23 protein-coding genes and 1 other RNA gene are annotated in these 24905 nt (G+C 49.3%); 2 read left to right on the top strand and 22 right to left on the bottom strand.

The window, feature by feature from the left end:
* Positions 1-5: 5 nt before the first annotated feature.
* The 3 genes from sra to ydiJ form a co-directional block, all read right to left on the bottom strand.
* Positions 6-131, bottom strand: a complete 126-nt coding sequence (gene sra / locus SCU88_RS10595) for a stationary-phase-induced ribosome-associated protein (protein WP_138097244.1) — start codon at positions 129-131, stop codon at positions 6-8.
* A gap of 98 nt (positions 132-229) precedes the next feature.
* Positions 230-640 (bottom strand): 1,4-dihydroxy-2-naphthoyl-CoA hydrolase, encoded by a 411-nt coding sequence (gene menI / locus SCU88_RS10590; protein WP_138097243.1) that lies wholly within the window; start codon positions 638-640, stop codon positions 230-232.
* A complete protein-coding gene (ydiJ, locus tag SCU88_RS10585) occupies positions 637-3693 on the bottom strand; it encodes a D-2-hydroxyglutarate dehydrogenase YdiJ (protein WP_138097242.1) in 3057 nt (1018 codons plus the stop codon). The genes menI and ydiJ overlap by 4 nt, the downstream gene beginning before the upstream one ends.
* Before the next feature lie 202 nt (positions 3694-3895).
* On the opposite strand from ydiJ, the gene ydiK reads away from it, so the two are divergent.
* Both ydiK and rprA read left to right on the top strand, forming a co-directional pair.
* Positions 3896-5020, top strand: coding sequence for an AI-2E family transporter YdiK (gene ydiK, locus SCU88_RS10580; RefSeq protein ID WP_175342181.1), 1125 nt, complete (start codon positions 3896-3898; stop codon positions 5018-5020).
* A 176-nt stretch (positions 5021-5196) separates the two neighbouring features.
* Positions 5197-5303, top strand: an RNA gene (gene rprA / locus SCU88_RS10575) — antisense sRNA RprA.
* A gap of 63 nt (positions 5304-5366) precedes the next feature.
* Here rprA and SCU88_RS10570 read toward each other — a convergent pair.
* The 19 genes from SCU88_RS10570 to SCU88_RS10480 all read right to left on the bottom strand — a co-directional run bounded on the left by SCU88_RS10570 (position 5367) and on the right by SCU88_RS10480 (position 24106).
* A complete protein-coding gene (locus SCU88_RS10570; protein ID WP_175342182.1) occupies positions 5367-7745 on the bottom strand; it encodes a glycoside hydrolase family 3 N-terminal domain-containing protein in 2379 nt (792 codons plus the stop codon).
* Complete coding sequence (locus SCU88_RS10565) at positions 7729-9138, bottom strand: glycoside-pentoside-hexuronide (GPH):cation symporter (RefSeq protein WP_175342183.1); 1410 nt, start codon at positions 9136-9138, stop codon at positions 7729-7731. The genes SCU88_RS10570 and SCU88_RS10565 overlap by 17 nt, the downstream gene beginning before the upstream one ends.
* A gap of 235 nt (positions 9139-9373) precedes the next feature.
* The gene (locus tag SCU88_RS10560; protein WP_175342184.1) at positions 9374-10000 is read right to left on the bottom strand and encodes a transglycosylase SLT domain-containing protein; all 627 of its coding nucleotides are present in this window, start codon (positions 9998-10000) and stop codon (positions 9374-9376) included.
* 34 nt (positions 10001-10034) lie between these two features.
* Complete coding sequence (locus SCU88_RS10555) at positions 10035-10637, bottom strand: hypothetical protein (protein ID WP_175342185.1); 603 nt, start codon at positions 10635-10637, stop codon at positions 10035-10037.
* A gap of 44 nt (positions 10638-10681) precedes the next feature.
* Positions 10682-12430, bottom strand: a complete 1749-nt coding sequence (locus SCU88_RS10550) for a VWA domain-containing protein (protein WP_175342186.1) — start codon at positions 12428-12430, stop codon at positions 10682-10684.
* 34 nt (positions 12431-12464) lie between these two features.
* Complete coding sequence (tadF, locus tag SCU88_RS10545; protein WP_175342187.1) at positions 12465-13085, bottom strand: tight adherence pilus pseudopilin TadF; 621 nt, start codon at positions 13083-13085, stop codon at positions 12465-12467.
* Positions 13060-13539: a hypothetical protein gene (locus SCU88_RS10540; protein WP_175342188.1), complete on the bottom strand. Its 480-nt coding sequence runs from the start codon at positions 13537-13539 to the stop codon at positions 13060-13062. Before SCU88_RS10540 ends, tadF begins: the two co-directional genes overlap by 26 nt.
* A 24-nt stretch (positions 13540-13563) precedes the next feature.
* Positions 13564-13992: a prepilin peptidase gene (locus SCU88_RS10535; protein WP_175342189.1), complete on the bottom strand. Its 429-nt coding sequence runs from the start codon at positions 13990-13992 to the stop codon at positions 13564-13566.
* A gap of 58 nt (positions 13993-14050) precedes the next feature.
* Complete coding sequence (locus SCU88_RS10530; protein ID WP_175342190.1) at positions 14051-14545, bottom strand: hypothetical protein; 495 nt, start codon at positions 14543-14545, stop codon at positions 14051-14053.
* Positions 14546-14562: 17 nt separating this feature from the next.
* Positions 14563-15315 carry a roadblock/LC7 domain-containing protein gene (locus tag SCU88_RS10525; protein ID WP_175342191.1) on the bottom strand — a complete coding sequence of 251 codons (753 nt, stop codon included), beginning with the start codon at positions 15313-15315 and terminating at the stop codon, positions 14563-14565.
* A gap of 122 nt (positions 15316-15437) precedes the next feature.
* Positions 15438-15800, bottom strand: a complete 363-nt coding sequence (locus tag SCU88_RS10520) for a hypothetical protein (RefSeq protein ID WP_175342192.1) — start codon at positions 15798-15800, stop codon at positions 15438-15440.
* Between the two features lie 74 nt (positions 15801-15874).
* On the bottom strand, positions 15875-17161 hold the full coding sequence (locus tag SCU88_RS10515) for a tetratricopeptide repeat protein (protein ID WP_175342193.1): 1287 nt from the start codon (positions 17159-17161) through the stop codon (positions 15875-15877).
* Positions 17149-17985 (bottom strand): type II secretion system F family protein, encoded by an 837-nt coding sequence (locus SCU88_RS10510; protein ID WP_431810129.1) that lies wholly within the window; start codon positions 17983-17985, stop codon positions 17149-17151. Before SCU88_RS10510 ends, SCU88_RS10515 begins: the two co-directional genes overlap by 13 nt.
* 7 nt (positions 17986-17992) lie before the next feature.
* Complete coding sequence (locus SCU88_RS10505; protein ID WP_175342195.1) at positions 17993-18898, bottom strand: type II secretion system F family protein; 906 nt, start codon at positions 18896-18898, stop codon at positions 17993-17995.
* Positions 18895-20178, bottom strand: a complete 1284-nt coding sequence (locus tag SCU88_RS10500) for an ATPase, T2SS/T4P/T4SS family (protein WP_175342196.1) — start codon at positions 20176-20178, stop codon at positions 18895-18897. Before SCU88_RS10500 ends, SCU88_RS10505 begins: the two co-directional genes overlap by 4 nt.
* A gap of 74 nt (positions 20179-20252) precedes the next feature.
* Complete coding sequence (locus tag SCU88_RS10495; protein ID WP_175342197.1) at positions 20253-21389, bottom strand: hypothetical protein; 1137 nt, start codon at positions 21387-21389, stop codon at positions 20253-20255.
* A gap of 15 nt (positions 21390-21404) precedes the next feature.
* Positions 21405-22853 (bottom strand): type II and III secretion system protein family protein, encoded by a 1449-nt coding sequence (locus SCU88_RS10490; protein ID WP_431810128.1) that lies wholly within the window; start codon positions 22851-22853, stop codon positions 21405-21407.
* Between the two features lie 23 nt (positions 22854-22876).
* Positions 22877-23686, bottom strand: a complete 810-nt coding sequence (locus tag SCU88_RS10485; RefSeq protein WP_175342198.1) for a hypothetical protein — start codon at positions 23684-23686, stop codon at positions 22877-22879.
* 126 nt (positions 23687-23812) lie between these two features.
* Positions 23813-24106: a Flp family type IVb pilin gene (locus SCU88_RS10480; RefSeq protein WP_175342199.1), complete on the bottom strand. Its 294-nt coding sequence runs from the start codon at positions 24104-24106 to the stop codon at positions 23813-23815.
* Positions 24107-24905: the final 799 nt, after the last annotated feature.

Genomic DNA, 24905 nt, shown 5'->3' with positions numbered 1-24905 from the left:
GAGGCTTATTTTCTGCCGCCTGCCTTACGGGCGACACTTTCGGTGCCATCCTCGCCGACGCGGACTTTGTACTTGTTCGAGGTCCAGTGGTCCATTTTCAGTAACTTACGGGCCTGACGATTGGTTTTCATTCATCATTCTCCTGCGTGGTTGATCTGAAAAAAGCCACTCAAGTGTGCAACATCCAGGCAACATTAGCAACCACCTCCGGCGATTTTGTGACCAGAATTCAGACCAGTGCCGTAGTCAGGCGCGCGCTACAGCACAGGCGCCCGGCCTCATCGGCGATCTCTATCTGCCACACCTGATGACGCCGCCCCAGATGTAGCGCCCGACAGCTGCCGCGCACCAGACCTTCCCGTACCGCCCGCAGATGGTTGGCGTTAACCTCCAGCCCCACCACCTTCTGCTCCCCCTCAGTACAAAGCCAGCCGGCCACCGACCCCAGGGTTTCCGCCAGCACCACCGAGGCGCCGCCGTGCAGCAGACCGAACGGCTGACGCGTGCGCTCATCCACCGGCATGGTGGCCTCGAGCACCTCATCGCCAAGGTGAACAAAGCGGATGCCGAGCAGCCCCACCATGTTGCCATTCCCCATCGCGTTCAGCGCCTCCAGCGAGGCTTCGCGTCGCCAAATCATCCCATTATCTCCAACAGAGCCTGCAACGGATGCCGAATGCCGCTGCCCTCCACGCGTTTAACCTGGCTGCGACAGGAATAGCCGGTCGCCAGGCAGCGGTTACGCGGTAACTTTTGCAGCGCCTGATGCCATGAAAGTTCATAAATCCCCAGCGAATTCGCCAGGTTGCTGGTTTCATGACCGTAGGTACCCGCCATGCCGCAGCAACCCACGCTGACGCTTTCGAGCTGCGCCCCCATCTGGCGGAAAATGGCCCCCCACTGCGCCGCCGCGCCGGGTAGCGCCGTCGATTCGGTACAGTGGCCGAACAGATACCAGGATTCACCGCAGGGCGCCAGTGCCTCTCGGGTCTTCAGCGCTGCGGTCAACCATTCATGCACCAGCAGGACCTGAAAGTCGCCGCGCTCTTCCCCCAGAGTCTGACGATACTCGTCGCGATAGCAGAGCACCAGCGCCGGATCGACCCCCACCATCGGCATGCCGAGTTGCGCGATACGATTAAGAAAATCGGCGGTCTTACGGGCGGTACGGGCAAAGCGCTGCAGGAAGCCCTTAATATGTTGCGCCTTACCGTTAGGTGAAAACGGCAACACCACCGGCTGCCAGCCCAGTTTTTCCGCCAGGCGCACCAGATCCGCCACCACCCGGGCATCATAGTAGCTGGTGAAGGGATCCTGGACTATCAGCAGCGTACGGCTGCGCTCCTCTACGCTGAGTTTTTCCAGCTGCTCCAGGGTCATTCCCGCCGAGCGATGTCCCACCAGTTGCTGCTGCAGAGAAGGCACCGATAGCGCAGGCAGATCCACCATACCAATGCGGTGACGCGCCAGATTGCGCACCCAGGGCTGGCCCATAAAGAAGTTAAAGGTACGCGGCGCCCGCGCCATAAGCGGCGCATAGCTTTCCACCGTCGCCACCAGGTGGTCACGCACCGGCCTCAGGTAACGGGTGTGATAAAGTTGCAGGAAACGGGAGCGAAATTCCGGAACGTCGATTTTGATCGGACACTGAGTGGAGCAGGCTTTACAGGCCAGGCAGCCCGACATCGCCGTTTTTACCTCGTGCGAAAAATCATACTCGCCCTTCTTTGCATGCCAGGTGTTACGGGTGCGCTCGATCAGGCTACGCAGCGTGGCGCGCTTGCCCGGCAGCTCTTTTTCCAGCGCCAGCGGATCGACGCCGCGCTCGGCCAGCAGACGTAGCCACTCCCGCACCAGGGTAGCGCGCCCTTTCGGAGAATGAATGCGCTGGCGGGTGATTTTCATCGAAGGGCACATCGGGCTCTTCGCATCAAAGTTAAAGCACAGGCCGTTGCCGTTACACTCCAGCGCGCCGCGCCAGGAGGTGCGTACCGCCAGCGGGATCTGGCGATCCCAAGTGCCGCGTTTTACCGCGTCCACCTTCATCATCGGCTCGTCCACCCCAAGCGGCGGGCAGATTTTACCGGGGTTCAACCGGTTATCCGGGTCGAAGGCGGCCTTGATACGGCGCAGCTCTTCATACAGGGTTTCGCCGAAGAAATCCGGGCTGTATTCGGCCCTAAAGCCTTTGCCATGTTCGCCCCACAGCAGACCGCCGTAGCGGGAGGTCAACGCGACCACCTCATCGGAAAGGTGCTTCATCAGCAACTCCTGCTGGGGATCGCACATATCCAGCGCCGGGCGTACGTGCAGCACCCCGGCATCTACGTGACCAAACATTCCATAGCTCAGGCCATGACTGTCGAGCAGTGCGCGAAATTCAACAATATAGTCCGCCAGATTTTCCGGCGGCACGCAGGTATCTTCCGCGAAAGGGATAGGCTTGGCCTGCCCCGGCGCATTACCCAACAGGCCGACCGCCTTCTTACGCATGGCGTAGATACGTTCGATATCGGCAAGATCGCAGCACAACTGCCAGCCGATCACTCCGCCTTCCCCCGCCGCCATCAGCGCGTCGAGCCGTTGACACAGTTGCTCAACCTGGCGGTCGATCTGGGCCTCATCATCACCGGCAAATTCGACGATATTCAGGCCCAGCAGGGTTTTATCCGGCACGTCGGTAATCAGCGCGCTCACCGAGTGCCAGACGATATCCTGACGCGCCAGATTCAGCACCTTCGAATCCACGGTCTCCACCGACAGCGCCTTTGCCTCGACCATAAAGGGGGCGTTACGCAACGCTGAGTCGAAGGAGTCATACTTGACGTTCACCAGACGGCGCACTTTAGGCAGCGGTGTGATATCCAGCTTCGCTTCGGTGATAAAGGCCAGGGTGCCCTCGGAGCCGGTCAGAATCCGGGTCAGATCGACGCGGGTCAGATCGTCATTGAACACATGACGCAGATCGTAACCGGTCAGGAAACGGTTAAGGGGCGGGAATTTGTCGAGGATCAGCTGGCGCTGGCTGCGGCAGCGTTCCAGCACGGTACGATAAATGCGCCCGGTTCGGGTCTCATCGTGCCCAAGCTCTTCCGCCAGCGCCGTGGGCATAGACCGGGTGTCGAGAATTTCGCCCCCCAGCAGTATCGCACGCACGCCCAAAACGTGATCGGAGGTTTTACCATAAACCAGCGAGCCCTGCCCGGAAGCATCGGTGTTAATCATGCCCCCCAGGGTAGCGCGGTTACTGGTGGAAAGCTCCGGTGAGAAAAAGTAGCCAAAGGGCTTCAGGTACTGATTAAGCTGATCCTTAATGACCCCGGCTTCGACCCGCACCCAGCCCTGCTCGGGATTAATCTCGATAATGCGGTTCATATAGCGCGACATATCGACAATGATGCCGCGGTTCAGGGACTGACCGTTGGTGCCGGTTCCTCCGCCGCGCGGAGTAAATATCAGACTCTTAAAGCGGCTATCGTCCGCCAGGCGGGCAATCAGCGCCACATCGGCGGTCGAGCGAGGAAACAGCACCGCATCCGGCATTAGCTGGTAAACGCTATTGTCGGTGGCCATCGTCAACCTGTCGGCATAGCTGGTGGTGGTATCGCCGGTATAGCCCTGTTGTTCCAGTTCCTGCAGAAAGCTGAGCACCAGTTGCACGAGGCCCGGTGCCTGAGAAATCTCTGGGATCATTAGTGGTGACCCTGTCTGTACATTGAGTGTTGTGAGTTATGTTTGCGCAGCCGCAGCCCTAGGTTGTATCACATTTTTTCCATCCGCGCTGCCGCCTGACAGGATAATGAGACTGTGCAAACTGGCTGAAATACATCATCATTATGTTAACCGCTCTTTTATTACAGTGCCCGCTGCCCGGGTGAAGAAAGGATACTCGTTTATGGTTATGAATCGACGGCCCGTGGATGTGCCTCAGATCCTGCTGTCCGTACTGTTTTTAATGGTGATGATCGTCGCCTGTCTGTGGATTGTGCAGCCCTTTATTCTGGGCTTTGCCTGGGCTGGTACGGTGGTTATCGCCACCTGGCCGCTGCTGATTAAGCTCCAGAAACTGCTGTGGGGACGGCGCTCGCTGGCCGTTCTGGTCATGATGCTGATTTTGATTCTGGTCTTTGTGCTGCCCTTCGCTCTGCTGGTCAATAGCGTAGTGGAAAGCAGCGGCCCGCTGGTGCACTGGGCGACGAGTGGCCATATGACGCTGCCAACCCTGGAGTGGCTGAAATCTATTCCGATGGCGGGCGATAAGCTCTATACCAGCTGGAATACCCTGGTGGAAAGCGGCGGCCATGCCATCATGGACAAGGTCCGTCCCTATATTGGCACCACCACCACCTGGTTTATTGGCCAGGCGGCCCATATCGGTCGCTTCCTGATGCACTGCGGCCTGATGCTGCTATTTAGCGTACTGCTTTACTGGCGCGGCGAACAGGTGGCTTACGGTTTGCGCCACTTTGCCTGCCGGCTGGCGGCGCGACGCGGCGATGCGGCGGTGATTCTGGCGGCCCAGGCCGTTCGTGCCGTCGCGCTGGGCGTGGTGGTTACCGCGCTGGTCCAGGGGGTGCTGGGCGGCGTTGGTCTGGCGCTCTCCGGCATTCCCTACGCCACCCTGCTGGCGGTTGTGATGATCCTCTCGTGCCTGATTCAGTTGGGTCCGCTGCCGGTGCTGATACCAGCCATTATCTGGCTCTACTGGAGCGGCGATACCACCTGGGGCACCGTATTGCTGGTGTGGAGCTGCGTGGTGGGCACCTTGGACAACGTGCTGCGTCCGGTCCTGATACGTATGGGCGCCGACCTGCCAATGGTGCTGATTCTCTCCGGGGTTATCGGTGGCATGATCGCCTTCGGCATGATCGGCCTGTTTATCGGTCCGGTGGTGCTGGCAGTTTCCTGGCGAGTGTACTCAGTCTGGGTCAGCGAAGCGCCACTGCCTGATGAGGATCCCGACAAGGTGGTGGAGATTCTGGAAGAGCCAGAACAAGAAGAGCCGTCTGCCGCTCAGTAACCTTAGGAAAAGGCGGGGAAAACCCGCCTATTGGTTAGAATATCTTATCTAATACGCGCACAATTTAATCAATTACCATCAGATTTATCTAATGCGAACCCGGATTTCTTCAAATTGATTAACGATTGAGAGGAATCCGATCGACGCCATCCCAGGCACTGCCTACTATTAGCCGCATATTATAGATCAACGCATTGATTTATAAGCATGGAAATCCCCTGAGTGAAACAACGAATTGCTGTGTGTAGTCTTTGCCCATCTCTTACGGTGGGCTTTTTTTTACCCGAATACACACGATGGTGGCGCGGTCCGCCGTCACCGCGCACACCACAACATTCCTTAACCGTTAAGCGAGCACCTCACACCGACTGAGCATCCGCCAGCGACTGGCGGGATGGCGTATATCACCCTCCAGATGTACTCTGACGCGCTGGCGAATATCGCCGCTGGAGGCGCCGACCATGATCTCAAAGGTTCCCGGCTCCACCACCCGTTCACCGTCCTGCCCGGTAAAGCTGAGCATATCTACGGGGATGGTAAAACGTAGCACCGCTTGTTCGTCAGGGGCCAGATGCACCCGCCCGAACGCCTTAAGCTCCATGACCGGACGCGCCAGCGACGCCAGTTCATCACGCACGTAAAGCTGCACCACTTCGCTGCCGGCGACGCTACCGCTGTTGCGTACCGTCAACTGAGCGACTATCTCGCTCGCCTCGTCATTCGCCACCCGTTCAGCGGCCAGGGTCAGTTCGCCGTAGTCGAAGGTGGTCCAGCTTTTACCATAACCAAAGGGATAACGGGCGCCGAAGTGAAATGCCAGCGGCGTACCGCCGCTCTTTAGCTTGTGGTTGTAGTAGTAAGGCATAGCGCCAGCGCTCTTCGGCGCCGACACCACCAGCCGCCCCTGCGGCTCCGCCGCGCCGGTCAGTACATCGGCAATGGCATAGCCCCCCTCCTGGCCCGGCGCCCAGACCATCAACAGTGCGGCAACCCGGCCTTCATAGCCGTTCAGATGGTAAGGCCGCCCGCCGGTCATCACCACCACCACCGGGGTACCGCTCCCGACCAACGCTTCCAGTAGCTGCTGCTGAACGCCGGGCAGCGCCAGGCTGTCGGTATCCGACCCTTCACCAACCGTACCGCTCTGGAACAGTCCGGCCAGATCGCCGACGCACAGCACCACCACATCACTGCTTTTCGCCAGCGTCACGGCCTGCGGAATTAACGAGGTATCCAGGGAGACCGGCGACTGCTGCTGGGGTTTGTCGGCGCTTTCACCCGGAAATACCGGCGCTCCTGCCATGCGCTGCTCAATAATATGGCAGCCTTTGGCATAGCTGACCTGGGCTTCCCCCAGCGTTTCACGCAGCGCCTGCAGCGGTGTGGTCACCTGGGGCGCCTGATCCAGCCAGTCACTGATAATCAGATGCACCGGAAAGCTGTAGCCGCTAAGCAAAGCCAGCGGATCGTCAGCCGTCGGTCCAATCACCGCTATCCGGGGCCTGTTGCGCAGCGGCAGAATGCCGTTATTTTCCAGCAGCGTCATCGAGCGGGTCGCCACCTCCCGCGCCAGGCGACGGCTCTCGTCCGACTGCAGTGCAATGGCGTTCTCGTCGACATAAGGCTGTTCGAACAGCCCCAGCCGGAACTTTTCGGTCAGAATACGGGCCACTATCTGATCCACCTTTTCCTGGCTTATCAGCCCGTACTCCAGCGCTTCGCCCAGATGCCGCGCACAGTCATCCTTCGGCAGTTCGATATCCAGTCCGGCATTCCAGGCCAGCGCGGCGGACTCAGCCGGCCCCGCCGACACGCCATGGTGCTGATGGAGCAGACTGACGCCGCCGTAATCCGCGACGATCAGTCCATCAAATCCCCAGCGTTCACGCAGTACTTCCGTCAGAAGAAAAGCATCCGAGTGAGCGGGTTGATTATCGATATCGTGATAGGCTGGCATCACCGATCCGGCATTCGCCAGTTTCACCGCCATCTCAAAAGGCAACAGGAAGGTATCATTCAGCTCGCGAAAGCCAATGTGTACCGGAGCATGATTGCGGGCCCCTTCACTAAACGAGTGGCCGACATAATGCTTCAGGGTCGCCAGCAGGGAGCGATCCGGTCCCTGTAAGCCCTGGACATAGCGGGTCGCCATCACGCCCACCAGCCAGGGATCCTCACCGAAGGTCTCCTCGGTACGGCCCCAGCGCACATCACGGGAGACATCCAGCACCGGCGCCAGCCCCTGGTGGCAGCCCACGGCGCGGGCTTCGGCGCCGATTGCGGCGGCCACGGCTTCCACCAGCGACGGGTCCCAGCTTGAAGCGTAATTCAGCGGCGAAGGAAACAGGGTCGCCTCCTTGCACAGCAGCCCCACCAGGCACTCTTCGTGAAACATTGCCGGGATACCAAGCCGGGTCTCCTCCACCAGGGTTTTCTGGAGCCGGTTGGCGGCGCGAACCCCATCCCTGGGGCTAACGATATGGGTTCCCAGTGGCCGGGTTATCTGCCCGACGCCCAGCTTCAGACGTTCCTGTAATGCCGCCTGTTCGCTGACGCCGGCGAAGGTATCGCTCAAATCGGTACGTTCACGGTGCTGACCGTCCGGCGACAAAATCAGCCAGAAGGCGTGCATCTGAGCGAATTTCTCCTCCGCCGTCATACGCGCCAGCAGATCGGCGACGCGTTCAGCGACAGGGCGAGCGGGATCCTTATAGATTGCGGTCATGCGTTAGCTCCTGGGTTACGGGTAGAGGTGACGCTGTCTCTGCGTCCGTCTGACGTCGGGCAGCCAGCAGATCGGCGATATCGGCCACCCGACGACTGTTGAGCTGGTAGAAACAGAGCAGAAGCGCCATGGATAAAAACAGCGCGGCAGGAATCAGCGTGAAGAGTCCATTAATGGTGGTCAGCACCAGAGGCGTTTGCTGCAGGGTATTGGGCAGATAATCCACCATCCCCAGTACCCATCCCACTACCGCACCGCCCAGCGCCAGCCCCATTTTGATGGCGAACAGCGCGCTGGAGAAGACCAGCCCGTCCAGCCGACGGCCGGTACGCTGCTCTTCGTAGTCGACCACATCGGAAAACATGCTCCACTGCAGCGGCGTGGTAAGATTCTGAATAAAACTGAAGATGAGATTCAGGGCGAAAATAAGCCACAGCGCCGTCGGGGGTAAAAAGAAGATGGAGCCGCCGATCGCCACAAAACATAAAATCGTCCACTGATAGGAGCGCACCCGATCAAATCTACCGAGCAGCCTCTCTGAGAGTAGCGCCCCCAGCATCGAAGCCACCATTCCCGAAACAATAAAGGCAAACACCAGCTCCGGACGCAGTAAAACATATTTTACGTAGTAGAGCGTGGCAGAGCCGCGGGTCACCACCGCGGTCAGCAGCAAAATATTAAACACAAAAACGATCCGCCACTGCGAATTAGCCACCAGCAGTTTGATATCGCCCCATATCGAACCACTGGAGTCGTTGCGCGGAGAATAGCGTTCCCGGGTCATGGCAAAGCAGCAGAAAAAGAGCGCAACCCCCAGCAGCCCCATCAGCCCCATGGCGAAGAAGTAACCCTCTTGCGCATTGCCCTGCCCCAGCCAGGCCACCAGCGGCAACGCAATCACGGTGACGACCAGTCCGCCGACAAACGATAACGCAAAGCGCCAGGATTGAAGTGAATGACGCTCGCGCGGATCCAGCGTCAGGGCGCCGGGCATGGCGCAGTAAGGGACATTAATGGCAGAATAGACCACACTTAACAGCGCGTAGGTGGCGCAGGCGTAAAGGGTTTTCCCGGTTGTACCGAGATCGGGCACATAGAAGGTGATCATACAGCTCACCCCGAACGGAATGGCAAACCACAACAGCCAGGGACGAAAGCGTCCGTAACGGGTTCGGGTGCGATCCACCATCGCGCCGATACAGGGATCCAGGCAGGCATCCAGCGCCCGTACCACCAGAAACATGGTGCCCATCACCGCGGCGGAAAGACCAAAGACATCGGTGTAAAAATAAGCCAGAAACAGCGTGGCCGTCTGCCAGACCAGCGCGCTGGCCATATCCCCCAGGCCATAGCCAATCTTGTCCCGGGTGGTTAATACTGAAACGGTCGTCATCGATTTTGTGCCTTATTCCATCAGCCAAAACGTTGCGACGTACCGCTCAGATATTCTGCCCGTCGCCCACTAAACGACCTTCAGTATTGTAAATCCCCCACCAGCCAACAATTGTCAAAATTGACAGCCGGATTATGTTTTTTATTTTTAGCGCGTAATTGTGATGATCCGCAAAATAGAACGATAACAAACTGTCTTTGCTAAAAAAACGACTAGCACGGGGAGCAGCCATCGTTCAGTTGCCCCGTAACTCCCGGACGCCCGTAGCGCCTGTCGCGCCATTCAGTCGCGATATCTTCCCCTGCCCCATTTCGGCTTTACGCGACTGTGGAGGTTTCCGGGGAGCGGCATTTGGAATAACGGTTATCGGGAGCGTCGCTTTCGCGACCGGAGAAGGCTCTACCGCCATGATTTTATCAACATAGCTTTGCTGCATTTTACCTTCCGGCTGGAATCCCCGGCTAAAGTTACCGCTGTAATAGCAGGAGTAGGCCGCCTTTAGCGCCTGTTCAGGTTCAGCGATCCTCTTGCTGGCCCGCTGTAAACAGTCGCTGAATATCAACGCCGTCACGCGGATATTGCTACAGGGCTCAAACGCCGTTTCGTAATCAAGATCGTAACGCTTGAGATTGTGACGATTGATCTGCCCCAGCCCCATAGAGAAATTCCAGCCACCGAGGTGTAAATAACGGGCTGTAGCAATGGCTTCGTCCCTGGTGACAGGTTGGCGCGCGAGACGCCCCCCGACCACGCCTATCGCCAGGGGATTAAATCCCGATTCTACGGTAACGATACGTTCCAGAACCTGTAACGTCACTTCAGAGCCGGTACACTGATGAACTAAAGTCGGAAAATCCAGCATCTTTACACTCCAGTTGCCAGGCCTTTCGATATCATTACACCCCCTCCAGTTCAGACAGGTTGCGTGAGAATCGCCACAGCAAATAGAGCGAGAGCTCATTGTTAATCCGCGTTCTGAGTTTTAAACGCCGTGATATCTGATAGTCGTTTTTTGTCATTGCGGCTGAATCCGGTTCTCCGTTTATCATATGACTCCAGCGCTCAAGTATATGTCTGTCGTTGCGAGTAAAAGCCACTGTTCCCTTTGATCTGTTATGAAAAACGGGAGTATCCCCTTTAATAATAGACAACAGTTCATCCTGCGTGATACTGGCGGATAGCAAGGCACAATTTTTACTTAACAGCAGCGGTCCATTCAGAATCTTCAGTCCAAAGATATCGGAAAATAGCAATATTTTTATGGGTACACGATATCCATTACGCACTAGAAATTTCAGCAGGTATTGAAGTCGGCAAAATGTAAGAGTACCAATAATTAATATTTCATCATAACATTGGCTACCAAATCGAATACGGCGCCGGGCCTCCGGAATATCTAAAACCTCGACTTCCTCATCGTCCTCGAAGAAGTCAAATAATATTTCACTCAAGGCCACAAAACGGAAATAATGCCTGTCATCAACAATAATTAATCGCATAAGAAAACTCCCTTTTCTGATCGCTGGTTAAGTAGATAACATTATCAATCACCTTTGTTTATATAGGACAAACTCCCATCCTGGGCGATGGCAAGCAGCACCTCCATTAAATCTTTATAGTTACTGGCAACAATGGATTTATCTGTCCCAACACAATTATCTGCCCAAAAACGCATTCTGTTGCTATCGTTAACGAGAGACAGGTAATATATTTCAGCGGAATTAGTCACCCCACCGGAGTAATCAACCAGACCTTTTTTTATTACACTACAGAGATTCATTCCGTCGTTCTTACTACCAATGAGCTTGTTTCTTAACGCAAGCGGCCCCGAAGAAGTTGTTCCGCTCTCTTCACCATCAGTTAGCATAATAATAACTTTTTTTTCATTGACTCCCTTCGCAATCACCGGCACTGCTCTGAGCAACCCATTAACAGAGTCCGTATAACCCGTGCCGTGCATAGTCATATCCTGGATTTTACTCAACTCCTCAACATCCCGGGTCAACTCTATAACATGGAAAGATGGCTGCCCTTTGGGGTCACTAAACTTAGAAGCGGTATAACTGGAAGCAGCATCACACATGTATGCGAAAGGCCTGTTGACGGATGTAGCATAAAGATGAGTAAAAGTGGTTACCGCGCCATCGTTAAAGAGATAATCTCCGGCCAGAGTTCCTTCAACATCAATAGTATCAATATTAACGATATTATAATGCCTATTTGCCTTATTGATTAAGGCAGCGAACCTCTCATATTCATCAATGAATTTCTTGCTATGCATTGATGCCTTATCAAAAATACCTATTTCCGGTTCAGTCTCACAACTATATGGGTAACGCCCTACTGTTCTTCCACTATTTCCATTTTTAATGCAGAATCGAGTCCGCATCGCACTCAATGTCAGGATGGGAGTATAGCTATACCCCACTATATATTGATGAAATATATGGCGATAATAATCAGCATCGTATGCAGCAAGTTTATAATTTGCATACGGATAACTTCTCATATTTTTATTATACCAGTAAGCATAATCAACTTGATACTCAGGCTTAAGCCTGGCCGCAAATGAACAACCAAGCTGAGCCCCACCGCGAAAATTCTTTGACGAAACAGTGACCGGTGTACCAATCGAATAGGGAACCATTCCTATGGTATTCTTTACATTATCATCATTAACCGGAAGGGCTTCTTTTACAAAGGCATCAAGGATTTTCTTTACAAGATTAAGACGAGCACCTCTCATTGACGACGAAAAATCAATAACAAAAAGAAAATCCGTGCCTTTATTAATAACGTTCATTGTTTTACGAATAATACCGGCATTGCTATCAGCAGATATCGTCACCTCGGGACTAAACCCTGAGCCACCGATATTCCTGGCGTATGGCAAAATTCTGGTTTTAATGTTCACTAATGATGATGCAGCACTATAATCAACATAGTCAAGAATGGCGTTATTGCCCGCTCGCTTAACGGCATTGACTTTAATTTTCAAATCATTATCAGAAAGCACCACCCTATCTCCCAGATAATATGAAATATATTTCCTCATAACTGACTTATTATAGCTAACATCTTCAACGGTAGCGTTACGATTATCGGTTAATGCAATCGCCAGCACACTCTGATTAATACTGTCCATTAGCCTGGCTCTCTTACTATTGAAATTAGCGCCATCCATTGCCAGGGAATAAAAGACTATCAACGCTGGAAAAACAAATGCAAACATTACGGTCACCGCTCCGGAGTCATCGGCGACTTTTTTTATTAGCTGGTTATTTAATTTCATGCTGCGTACCTGAATATAGTGTGGACAATCACCCTTAGCTAACACGTGGGACGACAACATTGCTGACAGAGAGATCGCCAACAGTAAAACCAATAAGATTCCCAAGCTGCATAAACAGACTGCTCTTCCCCTTCACGCAAAGTGTCACCTGATAAACTGGAAGCCAGCGCCCCTCGTCAGCACTCCAGGCTGATAGTTGAACAATATTGCCAACTGCAGGTTTATTTACCTGACAGCCTCCTTTTGACTTAGTAAAAGTATCTGTCTTTGCAACCTGAAGCACCTTATTATTATCAGAAAAATAGACTGCATCGATTGTGACAGAATAATCCCTGCCTGCAACCCGGCTATTTTTCATTAATTTTTCCGCCAGGTTAAATAACTCCTCGGCATTATCATCGCTAATCTCCTCCTGACCAGAGTATAATACATTGCGTTCTCGTAGCACTGTTGAAATCGAGTTATTTACTCGTTCAATCCGACTTTTATCAAGAAACACCACACTCCAGTCACTTAGAAATGCGCATAGCATAAAGAACACAATAAAGTAGCCCGCTGCTTCAACGGAGACGATACCAGACTCACTCTTTCTGAATGACGAAAACAAATTAATACTGAGGGTTGCTATTTTATTTATTATCTGTATCACTAACACGATGCGACTCCTGAACCAGTAATACATTGCGTGTTAAATCAATAGTCGGTAGCAATGGTGTAAACATCATAAACAATGTACTATATTTCACGTTAACGCTATAGAGCGCCAGGGGGTTATCTGCACTACCACTACATGTGCCAGCAAGAACCTCACTAATGTTGCGACAAAAATCTACTGCGACAGTCACTTCTACATCCTTGCCAAACAGCGGCCAACGATTAATGCGCCCTGCCAACTCTCTATTAAAAAAGTTCTGGTAATTACCCTGTGACTGTGCCGCTGATTGTGCCGATTCAGCAAGAATAAGATCAACGGCGGATGAAATATACGACACACGGCACATCTCAGCAATAAACAATATCGAAGCAAAAAAAGGGATAAATACCACAGAAAATTCTATCGCAGTGACCGCGCGGGTTTCAGATATAAATCCAGCAATGAATTTAAACACCGACAACTCCTGATAATAAATAACTCAGCGAAATACAAACAGAAGGAAGTAACCTCCAGCGATGGCAATGCCATAGGGAACAGATGCGTTTCTTCCTCGCCCTCTTATCCGATAATATAGCCATGCCACTAAAGATACGGGTACACCGACAAAGCCTGAGAGCAGTAAAAAGTCAAGGCCAGTCTGCGAGGGTAACCCCAACGCCAGAGCGCTCGCTAACTTTATATCTCCGGCCCCAATAACCCCCGCTGACGAGAGAAAAAAACCAACGATTAAAATACAACCCGCCACTGTCAGGGATATCGCCCCTTCATTCAGAAATGCTGCAATGAGTGAAAGCACCATGACTGACAGCGTAATGGTATTACTTATCCGGCGTTCAACAATATCGGTATAGCAAGCATAAAGTAATAACATGCTAATGATAACAAACAGAACAATATTGTAATCCACCCTCCCTCCCTGATAAGCCATTTATACTGCCCCAATAAACACCTTCAATATAAAGGGATTAACGTTTCTTTTTCTTTCTTTTTTTTCCCTTTACTACAGTTGAAGCTGGCGATGGAAACACCTTTCCCCTCATATTATCGGATACAGCGAGAAGCCCCTTCCTCTGTTCGTCATCGGATTGAGAGATTGCAGAGGCAACCTCATGCCCTTGATCAAACTGTTTATGGAGAAGGGAAAAATAGTGGCATAAATGCTCACCAATTTTTTCATCTCTGTCGTACAGAACCGGAGCAACAGAAATCACACCGCTCGCAATATCCATCCCGGTAAGTTCAGCAGCCAAAGGCAGAAGCGTATGGATCTCTCCAGCGTTAAAACCAGAATCCATAACCAGCCTGTCACTCACAGCCTGCAACTGTTCACAATAATGCTGCAGACGTATCTCTACCAGTTCGTTCCGATCGGCCATAACCGGATCCAGAGAAATGAATCCGCTAGTCATATCCGCACCACAAAGTTTAATAGCAGATGGCACCCATATATGGCGATTCATGATCCCCCCCAATCTGGTTAGCTGATATCAGCAACTGCTGTACAGATACCCAGGATTTCATCGTTCAACTGACGCAGCAGCCAGAACAGTTTTCCCAGTAGTTCTCCCGTCCGGGCCATGACCATCAAACTTAGTTCCAGGTCCCCCGTAGTCACTTTATGGATAAAGACATATCCATACTCGCCTTCCAACATGAGCACATTCTGCCCACCGGCATCCATCTCAGAAAGCATGTTCCCCGACAGAGCGAGCATTGAACCGGACATGATGGCCAGGCGCTGGATATTTTCTTTATTTTCGCCATTCACCACTGACGCAATATCGCTACCATCCGCAGTCGCCACCAGTATGCTCTCAAACTGCGGATATGTTTCCTGCCATTGATTCAGCATCTGCTGCATCTTATGCGTCAGTATCTCGGATGCCATCGGTGTTTCTGAACGCTCTTCGTGACTCTCAACCGGTTCCGCCAGTACCTCGGATGCCATCGGTGTTTCTGAACGCTCTTCGTGACCTTCAACCGGTTCCACATCCACAGAGTAAAGCGGCTCAAGGGTAACTTCTCTGGCAGAGATATCCGTCATGCTGTCTGATGCAGCCACCGGACTGTCGCTACGCCGTTCACCAGTATTGATAATACTGTCTGTAGCCTCTGCTACGATTTCACCGCTGAACAACGCAACTGTGTCTTCTGATATTTTTTCAACTTTGTTATCCGCCTGCTCTCTTCTAAGTTCATCAAGCGGGAAAGGGAGTGTTGTCAGTGCCATATAATCCTCCATAATTAATTTTCTGACATGGCGTACTACTGTGAACCATGTCATCAGTAAGACGTTGCCCACACTAAATCTTTACTGTTATACCAATTGATTTATCGGCATTCGGGCTAATTTTAAATACTGTCAATCAGGCCATCAATATCAGAGACCTTACGCCGGGCCAGAGCCAGATTCCCCCTCGATGAGTCCAGAACCAGATAAATAAATATACCACTGACTTTACTTAACGGACGTAAAATATGGTATTGTTTCTTTAATGTGATAAGAATATCGATAATCTCATCGTTATTTCTTAACAGGCTGGCAGTTTTCATCTCTGCGCGTACCAGCTGAGAACTACCAGCCGCAGCAATCTCAATATCGATACCCCGTCCCACTGATGCCAACAGCATACCGCTGTGACTATCCACCAGGGCAGCGCTTATCGCACCATCCAGCTCCAAAACATTATTCAAAATCAAAGACAGATCGGCCATTGTTATTCCTGTTAGGTTATTTTTGACAAAGTCACTCTTACTGACTGCGTTGTGTTCAACAGCCCGCTGCTTAACTAACCATGATAAAGATCAAATACCAGTCGCTCCTGGTTTTTTCCACTTTTGGCAATCCTGAATGTTTTGGTGCGCGTAATTTCCTTGTTGAAATCAATCTCCATCATCACAGTAACATCATTTTTCTGATAGAAATTTACTTTTTTCACATCAGAATTTCTAAGCGCTATGGCCTTCCCCACCCGCAACAAAAAATCATTCAACTTGATATTGTCAAGCTCGAAAACTCGCTTATTTTTTTGCGTCGACTTCAGCTCTCGATAATTGACTGCATAAGCGGATTCCAGCGTAATACGGAAATGATTGGTATGCTGCCCGGAACGAATGGCCGATATTTCACGCAAATTCCCAGTAACCGAGAGGACTGCATTTTCACTAACAACGCTCTTTTTTGCCACTTCAGTTTTTCCGTCTGGCAGCGTAATCTCTGAATTTTCCTTGAGCGAGGCTGATATCGATACCGGAGGCCTCTGCCGATGAGATTCAGTAACCACTGGCTCAGTGGCGGAAGGCATTTCCTTCAATGCGGTCCTATTATAGTGGCGCTGTAGCTGTTGCTGCGGACGCGGTGCCAGTGTGACCAAAGACTCCAGTATTCCTGAACGATTCTGATACATTTTATCCTGCCTCAGGATATTTTCTGCTCCCTGAAAATCCTGCAGCTTTACCAGTGCAAAGACCAGATTGTGCAGCGTCTTCTGACTGGTGTCTCCCCGGGTATAAAGCGGCATCAGGTAGTCTCTGGCAGCAGCATAGTTTTCCTGGAGAATGGCCAGCATGGCCATATTGTTCAGGACAATATTGTCACTTACAAATCGAGAGCGGGCCTCTTTAAATGCCTGCAAGGCGGCGGGGTAATCCCCTGTCTGGGCCAGTAAAATACCCTGTATATTGTGCGCTTCACCGCTTTTCGGATCCAGCTTCAGTGCCTGACGAATCGCGGCCAGTGCATCCAATAACTCTCCTGACTCCAGTAGATTCTTGCTCTCAAGAATCAGCGTTTTCTCGTCCGGATTATCCGCCAATAGCGGACTTAGATAGTGGCGTGAGGACTCATAATCTTCGACCTGATAATAGAGTTCCGCCAACTTATAACGCACAGCCGGATCCTCGCGACGATTCAGTTTACCCCGATAAAGCTGGATCATCCCCTGATAGTTATTTACTTTTGAAAGAATAAACTCCTTCTGCCGTTCATCAACGCTGCCATCATCCGAGTAATTATTATGACAGCCAGTAGCCATGACACAGAACAACAACGGAAGTAATTTAATTATTTTCCCCATAGTGATGCCATCCCTATTAATCCTGGCCCAGCAATGATCAGCAAAAGTGGTAGCATAATAAATCCGATCATTGGTAGCGTCATTTTTGCCGACAGGCTGGCTACCTTCTCCTCTACAGCCAATAGCTGAATAGCACGCATCTCTTTAGAGAGATCATTTAATACCAGATAAATGGATGAACCATGCTTAATACTTTGCTGAAGCGTCGTACATAGCATGCCTACTTCACTGGCCGGAACCTCTTCATACAACTGCTCCAGTGCAGCATTGATGCCGCTGACCTCACTCTTTAACATCACTCTTTCCAGCATCGTTGCGATATCAGGGTTAATATCAGAAGTATTCTCTGAAATATAGCGCAAAGAATTTTCCACCGTCATTCCTGATTGCACACAAACCGCCATAACATCAATAATAAAGGGTAAATCACGGCAGATACTTTTCACCCGCCGCTTAATAACATTTCGTTTTATTTGATCCGGCAATATAATAACCAGTGCTACAACCGCGAGAATAGCCAGCATTAGAACATCGCCACCCATAGCATACAGGCCGGATTTATCAATATAATAGATTGCATAACTCATTAGTACAATAGTAATAAATTTAGCAATGATATTTTTATCCAACAAGTCGCTAAATTGAACCATTTTGCTGTTTTTTTTCATCAACCGTTCGGTCGGATCAATGATCCTGGTATTCACCGAACGGCTAACGTTTAACTCAAGCCGTTTGCGCACCGTATCACGTCGAACCTGCTGTAACATCTGGTAACCGACGCCAGCGAGCCCAAGCACCAGCAGTAGTGATAATATATATATCATAACCCACCTAAATTTTGTTCATCATCATCCAGACTATAAGCAAACCAAACAAAATACTTCCGATGGCATAATAAAATATCAGCTGACCCGTGGAGTGATGTAGCAGAATATCGACACTATCTGGAGATGTATATTGCAAAAACAAAAAAAAGATCACTGGTATTATCGCCAGTATTTTTACCGACATTCTGGCTTCTGACGTCATGGCGTATCTCTTACGTTCCATAATTTTACTATCAGAGATTAGTACACCAAGCCTTTCCATCACCATTTTTATTTGACCTCCGCCTTTCATATTAACAAGAACGGTGACAATAAAAAAATAGTATTCCCGGTAAGGTAGTCTTTCCCAGGAGTCCATAAACACCTGCTGTGGCTCCTCACCAATTTCCAGTCGTTGGGCAACCTGACGAAACTCCTTACCCAAAAGCCCCCCCAACTTTTCACCACAGTGCTCAATTCCCTGCATCACCGAGTTCCCCCCGCGTAGCGAACTGGTAACGATGCTAATTGCCTCAGAGAATGAAGTTTCAAACTCCTGACGCATCTTTTTTTTACTTCTCAGATAGAGCGCATATAGAGTTATAATAAAGACCATTGGAAAAACTATAATGGCATTAAAGTTCAGGTAGTTACTGTTTATATAAGCAGCAGCCAACTGAATTAGTACAACGACAATGCTATGCGTCATAAAAACACTTCTCTCATGCCCTACCAAATGTGCGCGAATATCCTTCCCAGCATTACGAATATGACGCCCCAAAGGGTAGCGATTGATTTTTCTATTTAGTATCTGACGGGAATCTTGCACATCAGCAATCTGTAGCCGACTCATCCGCCGCCGCTGCCGCTGCCAGAGTAAAAGTTGAACAAGGCCTAAAAAGATAAGGAGCCCGGACAGGATAAATATCATTTCTGATGCCCCCCAAATAACTGCTTAAGCGGTTCGAACAGTCCATGCATCAGAGCATGGCGGTAAACGATCGAGCGCTGCAGCAGCCCAAATGAGGTAAATTTACCATCAATTCTTCCGTTTTCGTTGCGCTCTCCGCTGGCTGTAAAGCTAAAAATATCCTGCAGAACGATATTATCGCCTTCCATACCCATCACTTCGGTAATATTTAATACCTTACGTGAACCATCCGGCAAACGGGAAACCTGAACGATCAGATGCACGGCGGAAGCGATATTGCGGCGAATCGCGCTAAGCGGTAAGGCCGCGCTGGACATCATGACCATACTCTCAAGGCGGGCGAGTGCATCACGCGGGGAGTTAGCATGGAGCGTAGACATTGAGCCATCATGGCCGGTATTCATCGCCTGCAGCATCTCAAAAGCTTCTTCACCGCGGCACTCGCCAACGATGATACGATCGGGGCGCATACGTAATGCATTCACCACCAGATGGCGCATAGTAACCAGTCCCTGATTTTCCGAACTGGCCATACGCGTTTCCAGCCGTACCACATGAGGCTGCTGTAGCCGAAGCTCCGCGGCATCTTCCAGCGTCAGAACTCGTTCATTCTCGCCAATATACTGTGACATTGCGTTGAGCAGCGTGGTTTTTCCAGACCCCGTACCACCAGACACGATAATATTTATCCGGCAGCGGCTGGCAATAACCAGAAAATTGGCCATAAGTTCATTCATACTGCCAAATTCGATCAACTCCGCCAGAGTCTTCTTCCCTTTACCAAATTTTCGGATTGAAATCGAAGTGCCATCCAGGGCAATCGGTGAGATCACCACATTAAGTCGGCTACCGTCAGGCATCCGTGAATCAACCAAAGGTTGTGAATCATCAATTCGGCGCCCTACCCTGGCAACCAGGCGCCGGGCAATATCCGTAAGCTGAGCATTATTAACAAATTTCTTATCCGATAGTTCCAGTTGACCAAAGCGTTCAACAAATATCTGGGAAGGACCATTCACCAGAATATCGGAAATGGAGTCATCCTCCATCAGATCGCGTAATGGTCCATATCCAGATATTTCATCCGCAACCAGTTCGCATAATTCAGTGGCATTGCGCGCGGCAAGATATTGACCGCTCTCGGTTAATACCTGCGCCAACACGCCACCGATCTCTTTGATCAGTGCATCTCTGTCAGTCTTTAACGCATCGATTCGCTCCAGGTCAACATTTTTCAATATTTGTTCACGTAATGCGAGCAAGAATGATGAATCAATCATATTTGCAGCCACTCTTTAATAAGCAATTATTATAACCCAATGCTCAAACCATCATTTAAATAACAGCCAAACTGTCATTTCAACTTACGCCGCAACCTCCCAAAAATATTAGTTAGCGTAGGAGTTTCAATTATATCCTTACCTGTTAACAAAGCGGCAAGGTGATACAAAGGCGAATTCGTATCAGATTCCTGTTGATTGGGGTTATAGGGATTAACGATTAATTCCTCGCAGCCCAAATACTCTTTAATATCTATATTTTTCAGCTCATTACCTGTCGGAGGATGATTTTCATTAAGGCAAATCAAGATTCGGGCAACCCGGCCGGGACGGCTGTTCTCGATGCGCAGGTTTTCATCCAAAATTTTCTTTGCTGTCCGAATGGAAGATAGTTCCCGGGTAATCACCAGCACAATGGTGTTTGACATAGAGATCACCATCTCTAACTGCTCAATAGGCTGATAATGCAACATATGATCAAAAAAGATCAGGTTGTATTGTTCAAAGCGGATATCGTTATAGTTCCACATACTACCGTGAGGCTCCTGAATAACAGACAAGTGCTCACTAATTGGTAAACTGGCACCGTCCGACGGCAGCGTTTTCCCCAGTAATAAATCCAGATCCCGGCTGCCACTGGCACCCTGAATCAACAACACCGGAATTCGGGTCAGCATACCAACATAATGAAACAATCGGTTGGCGACCGTTGTTGTCCCTGCTCCACCTTTACACCCCAGCACGCTAATTTTTACTGATGGGCTTGACGCACGCATTGCCGCTTTGCCTTCAATGCACCCCATCAACTGCGTTAGCTGGGACCCTATATGAAGGTAGGGAAGACGGATATCACGCATCAGCTGTTGAGCGAAGGCAATAGAGTCATTGTCACCAACAATCAATATGTGCGACTGAACAGAGACCAATACGGTGATATGCTCACCAATCTTTCTGATATCGGAGGAAGCACCAATATCAACAATAACATTCTCTGCGCTATCAAGACCGTCAACACTCGGCGTCGTAAATAAATCAGCCTCCAGCTCAACAATATTTTTAATATTATTCATCCGCAAATAACTGGAGATTTCAGATAAAATATGAGCACGCGCCGACATAATAACCACAGACTTTCGGGAGTCATTTTTTTTACTCCGCTGCACAACCTTTTCAGTCATTGCACCTGTTTTAGCGCCAGAGAACAGATTCATATTCCTCACTCCAAATCATTTTGCAAAACCGCCCTGTTCCATAAACATATTGGCATCATTGGATAAACGGTTTTCCCGCATATCCTTATCGATTCCAACATTCAGGAATAGCTGTTCAATCGTACTTCGTCTGTAGATGGGTAAACGAATTCGTTTAGATGATGCCGGCACCGGCTTCACCAGATTAACCGTCGCAAAAACAACCAGCTCGCGTTTATTCCTTTCGGTATGTGCACTACGTGCAAGAGCCCCCAGAATCGGAATATCTCCCAGGAAGGGAATTTTTGTCAGAGCTTCCTTATCTTCCTCACTCAATAGCCCGCCGATGATGAAGCTATCACCATCGGCCAATTCGATAGTCGAACTGGAGCGGCGGGTACGCATGGTAGGAATATGATAATCATTATAGCCATAACTTCCGCTAGCGCTGCTTAATTCATTAAGAACCGCCAGGCGAATCTTATGCTGGCTATTGACTTTAGCTGCAATGTTGAGGCGGATTCCATACTCTTTATACTCAACCGTCACTGTGTCATTATCACGAATCATAATGGGAATCTCACCGCCGACCAAAAAACTCGCCTGCTCACCAGACAGCACCGTCAGATTTGGTTGCGCCAGTACTTTAGCAACTGAATCATTTTTTATGGCATTAATCACTGTGCTAATATTTGCTGCGTCAAACCCACCTTTAAAACCCAGCAAATTGAACATACCAGAACTATTGATTACAGAGCCTCTATTAATAATGCTATCCAGCGTCAGGCTGCTCCAGTCAATGCCCAGACTGTCGGAAAACTCTTTACTTACCTCAACCACGGTTAATTTTACATTGACCTGATTCGACGCAGGCGTTTTTAGTCGATTAATAATATTACTGTAACTATAGCCTCTAACAAATAGTTCATCACCACTGCCTTTTTCGCCTTCTGCCGATCTCAATTCCATTATTCTCTTTTCACTGTCTGTTCCTACCAAACTGCCGACCAGCTGGTGAACATTATCCAGCGTCTCTTCATCCGGAACTTCTCCTGACAAGATATAGGTTGCCTTTTCACCATCGACAAAGCGTGTAATCTGGACTTTACTGCCTGGATATGCTTCCTCTACGCGCAGATGCAAATCACCAAGAAAGGGGTCAACACTTATCTGAGAGGAAATTAAAGTTCGGGCCTTTTTACCATAGACCACCAGACTGGTATCACCCCGTTTTTTTGCATACAGCACCACGCTCTTACTTCCTACGATCCGGTAATCGGCAACTTCCGGATTAGAAATAAAAACCGTTGTAATTGGCTCCGCAAGCTGCAATGTCTTCGATTGTCCGGGCTTCATATAGGTTTGGCTGGCAGAGGCGGAAAAACATGCCAAAAAAGCTAGCGCCAGTAAAGGCTGAACCTTTTTGCAACAATTCAGAAAAAACATAATGACATCCACAGTTGTTATTGTATGAATATTTTTCATGACAAATCCACCGGCAATAAGATTCAACCCCTTAATTCATTTACCAGAGCTGGTGTTGGCATGGTGAATAGCGCATCATCGTTGACTGGCCAGGTGCTGTTATCTTCAGTCACATTAGAAACGGATTGATTTCCATTACCAGGAAAAACAAGTATCCGCGCATTATTTACTCTCAAGGTATTAATTATTTTCACATCACTGCGTTTAAGATCAAGCACCAATTCATTAATTTTATTTTTGTTTCGTTCATTAGCACTCTCAGCAGCGCGAATAGCCAGAATCCGCTTATTGGCCAGTAGCGGCTTCAAACGACTACTGCTAAAAGAGACAGATGGAGAAACGACCCGGTTAGATTCTGAAGCAAAACCATATTCCAGATAAATATCAACATATTGCCCCGGTACCACATTACGCATAAGGTAGCTATCTTTCTCATCCAGTGGCAATGGATAAACAACGTTTCCAGGCTTTATTGATGCAGCCAGATACTCATCGCTACCGGGTACAGCTAGCGCACTGAGAGGAATATAACTGCCTGCCGAAACAGCATTTTTTAACAAATAGTTGACTGGGCTCACACCTGACATACTAAACTGTTTATCACTCCCGCCCTTAACGATAGCGATATTTTTAATACTAAAGTCATCTGCCGTAAGTATGCCTCCGGCGGCCAGATCGCGTGTAGCAACAGCAACGGCGATAGACTCATGAAGAATATCTGGTTGTATACTCTGTTGCGGAGCAGGTTCAGGTTCCTGACCTGTATAAAGAAATAACCCAAGAGCACCGAAAATAATCATTGCTATAGAGATGAAAAGCGCTTTTTTGTTCATTGCCGTCCCTGTTCTCAGCACAAAAAATAATATTAGATATAAAAGCAATACTAAAGGGAAGATATCAAACCGGCCCCTTCCCTTTAACAGGAATAAAAACTGTTTTATTTACTTATACGTCACAACTTATGATCCACCACCACCACCACTGGTGGTATTATCAATAGAGCTTGTCACCGAATCCTGAACCGTTTTAAAAATCTCAGTCAGCATCGCTTTAACAGGCGAGTCATCTTTCTTCCCAAAGATAATCGCAACGACCGCAGCCACTCCCCCTACGACAATGGCATATTCTACTGCAGTAACACCCTTTTCACTTTTTACAAATTTACCTACTCTAGTCCCAAAGCTATGAATAGCCTCCGTTGCTTTCACATATAAAAGTGTCGAACCATTATCGATCGATTCTAAAACAGCCATAGTTAACAACTCCTTTGTTGAGATAAATATTAATTACCGCCTTTTTTTTTTACAAGTCAATCTTGCTTATGTCTAAGTTTAATTATCATTCAATCGGCACTTATTGATAGAAAAAACCAATCGATAAACAGAAATTTATCGATGATATGCGATGAAAATTCTTAATTGAAAAATAAAAACAAATTATATCAATGGCATATAATGGGGAGAAATTCACAGCAACTTAGTAGATTAAGTAGTGAATATGGACAATGAATTATTAGAAACTAATAGCAATAAAGACAAAAACAGCATATCAGGTAAAAAAAACAAGAAAAAATAGATAATAAAACCACAAACTCAATAAAAACCATTAAGAATAAACAAAAAATACCGATAAACCAGAGATAATCTGTTAAAGGAAAAATCCTAATATCTTTTTTTGTCATTAAATCTTAAAAAACGATATGGTTAATAATCTTTTGCCGAATTATTTTTTCCTTAAAAAAAGGATTTTGTCGAATATTCTCAGTTCAATTGAAGGTACTCCTTAATGATTTATTAAAACAGCCGAAGCCGTGCTGATATCAGCAACAGACACCGGCCATACGTTTATCCGGGCCACTATACTCCCGTTGCCCTATTCAGGGGTTCGCTTCCAGTTATTAACAAAAAAAGTTCCTTGCGGATTAGCGTGGAATGTCGAGAGCGTAAGCTGAAAACTTGCGGAATACGATGATGTGGTAAACCGTTCTGTTCACTTGCGGTGACGGCTTCTCTGTTGATTCACAGCCAGACCAGAGGCTCGCCCGCCGGCTCC

Origin of the sequence: Jejuibacter sp. L23 (genome assembly GCF_050815825.1) — a bacterium.
GTDB lineage: Bacteria > Pseudomonadota > Gammaproteobacteria > Enterobacterales > Enterobacteriaceae > Jejubacter > Jejubacter calystegiae.
The sequence above is the reverse complement of the archived record's forward strand: the minus strand, read 5'-3'. Positions and strand labels throughout refer to the sequence as shown.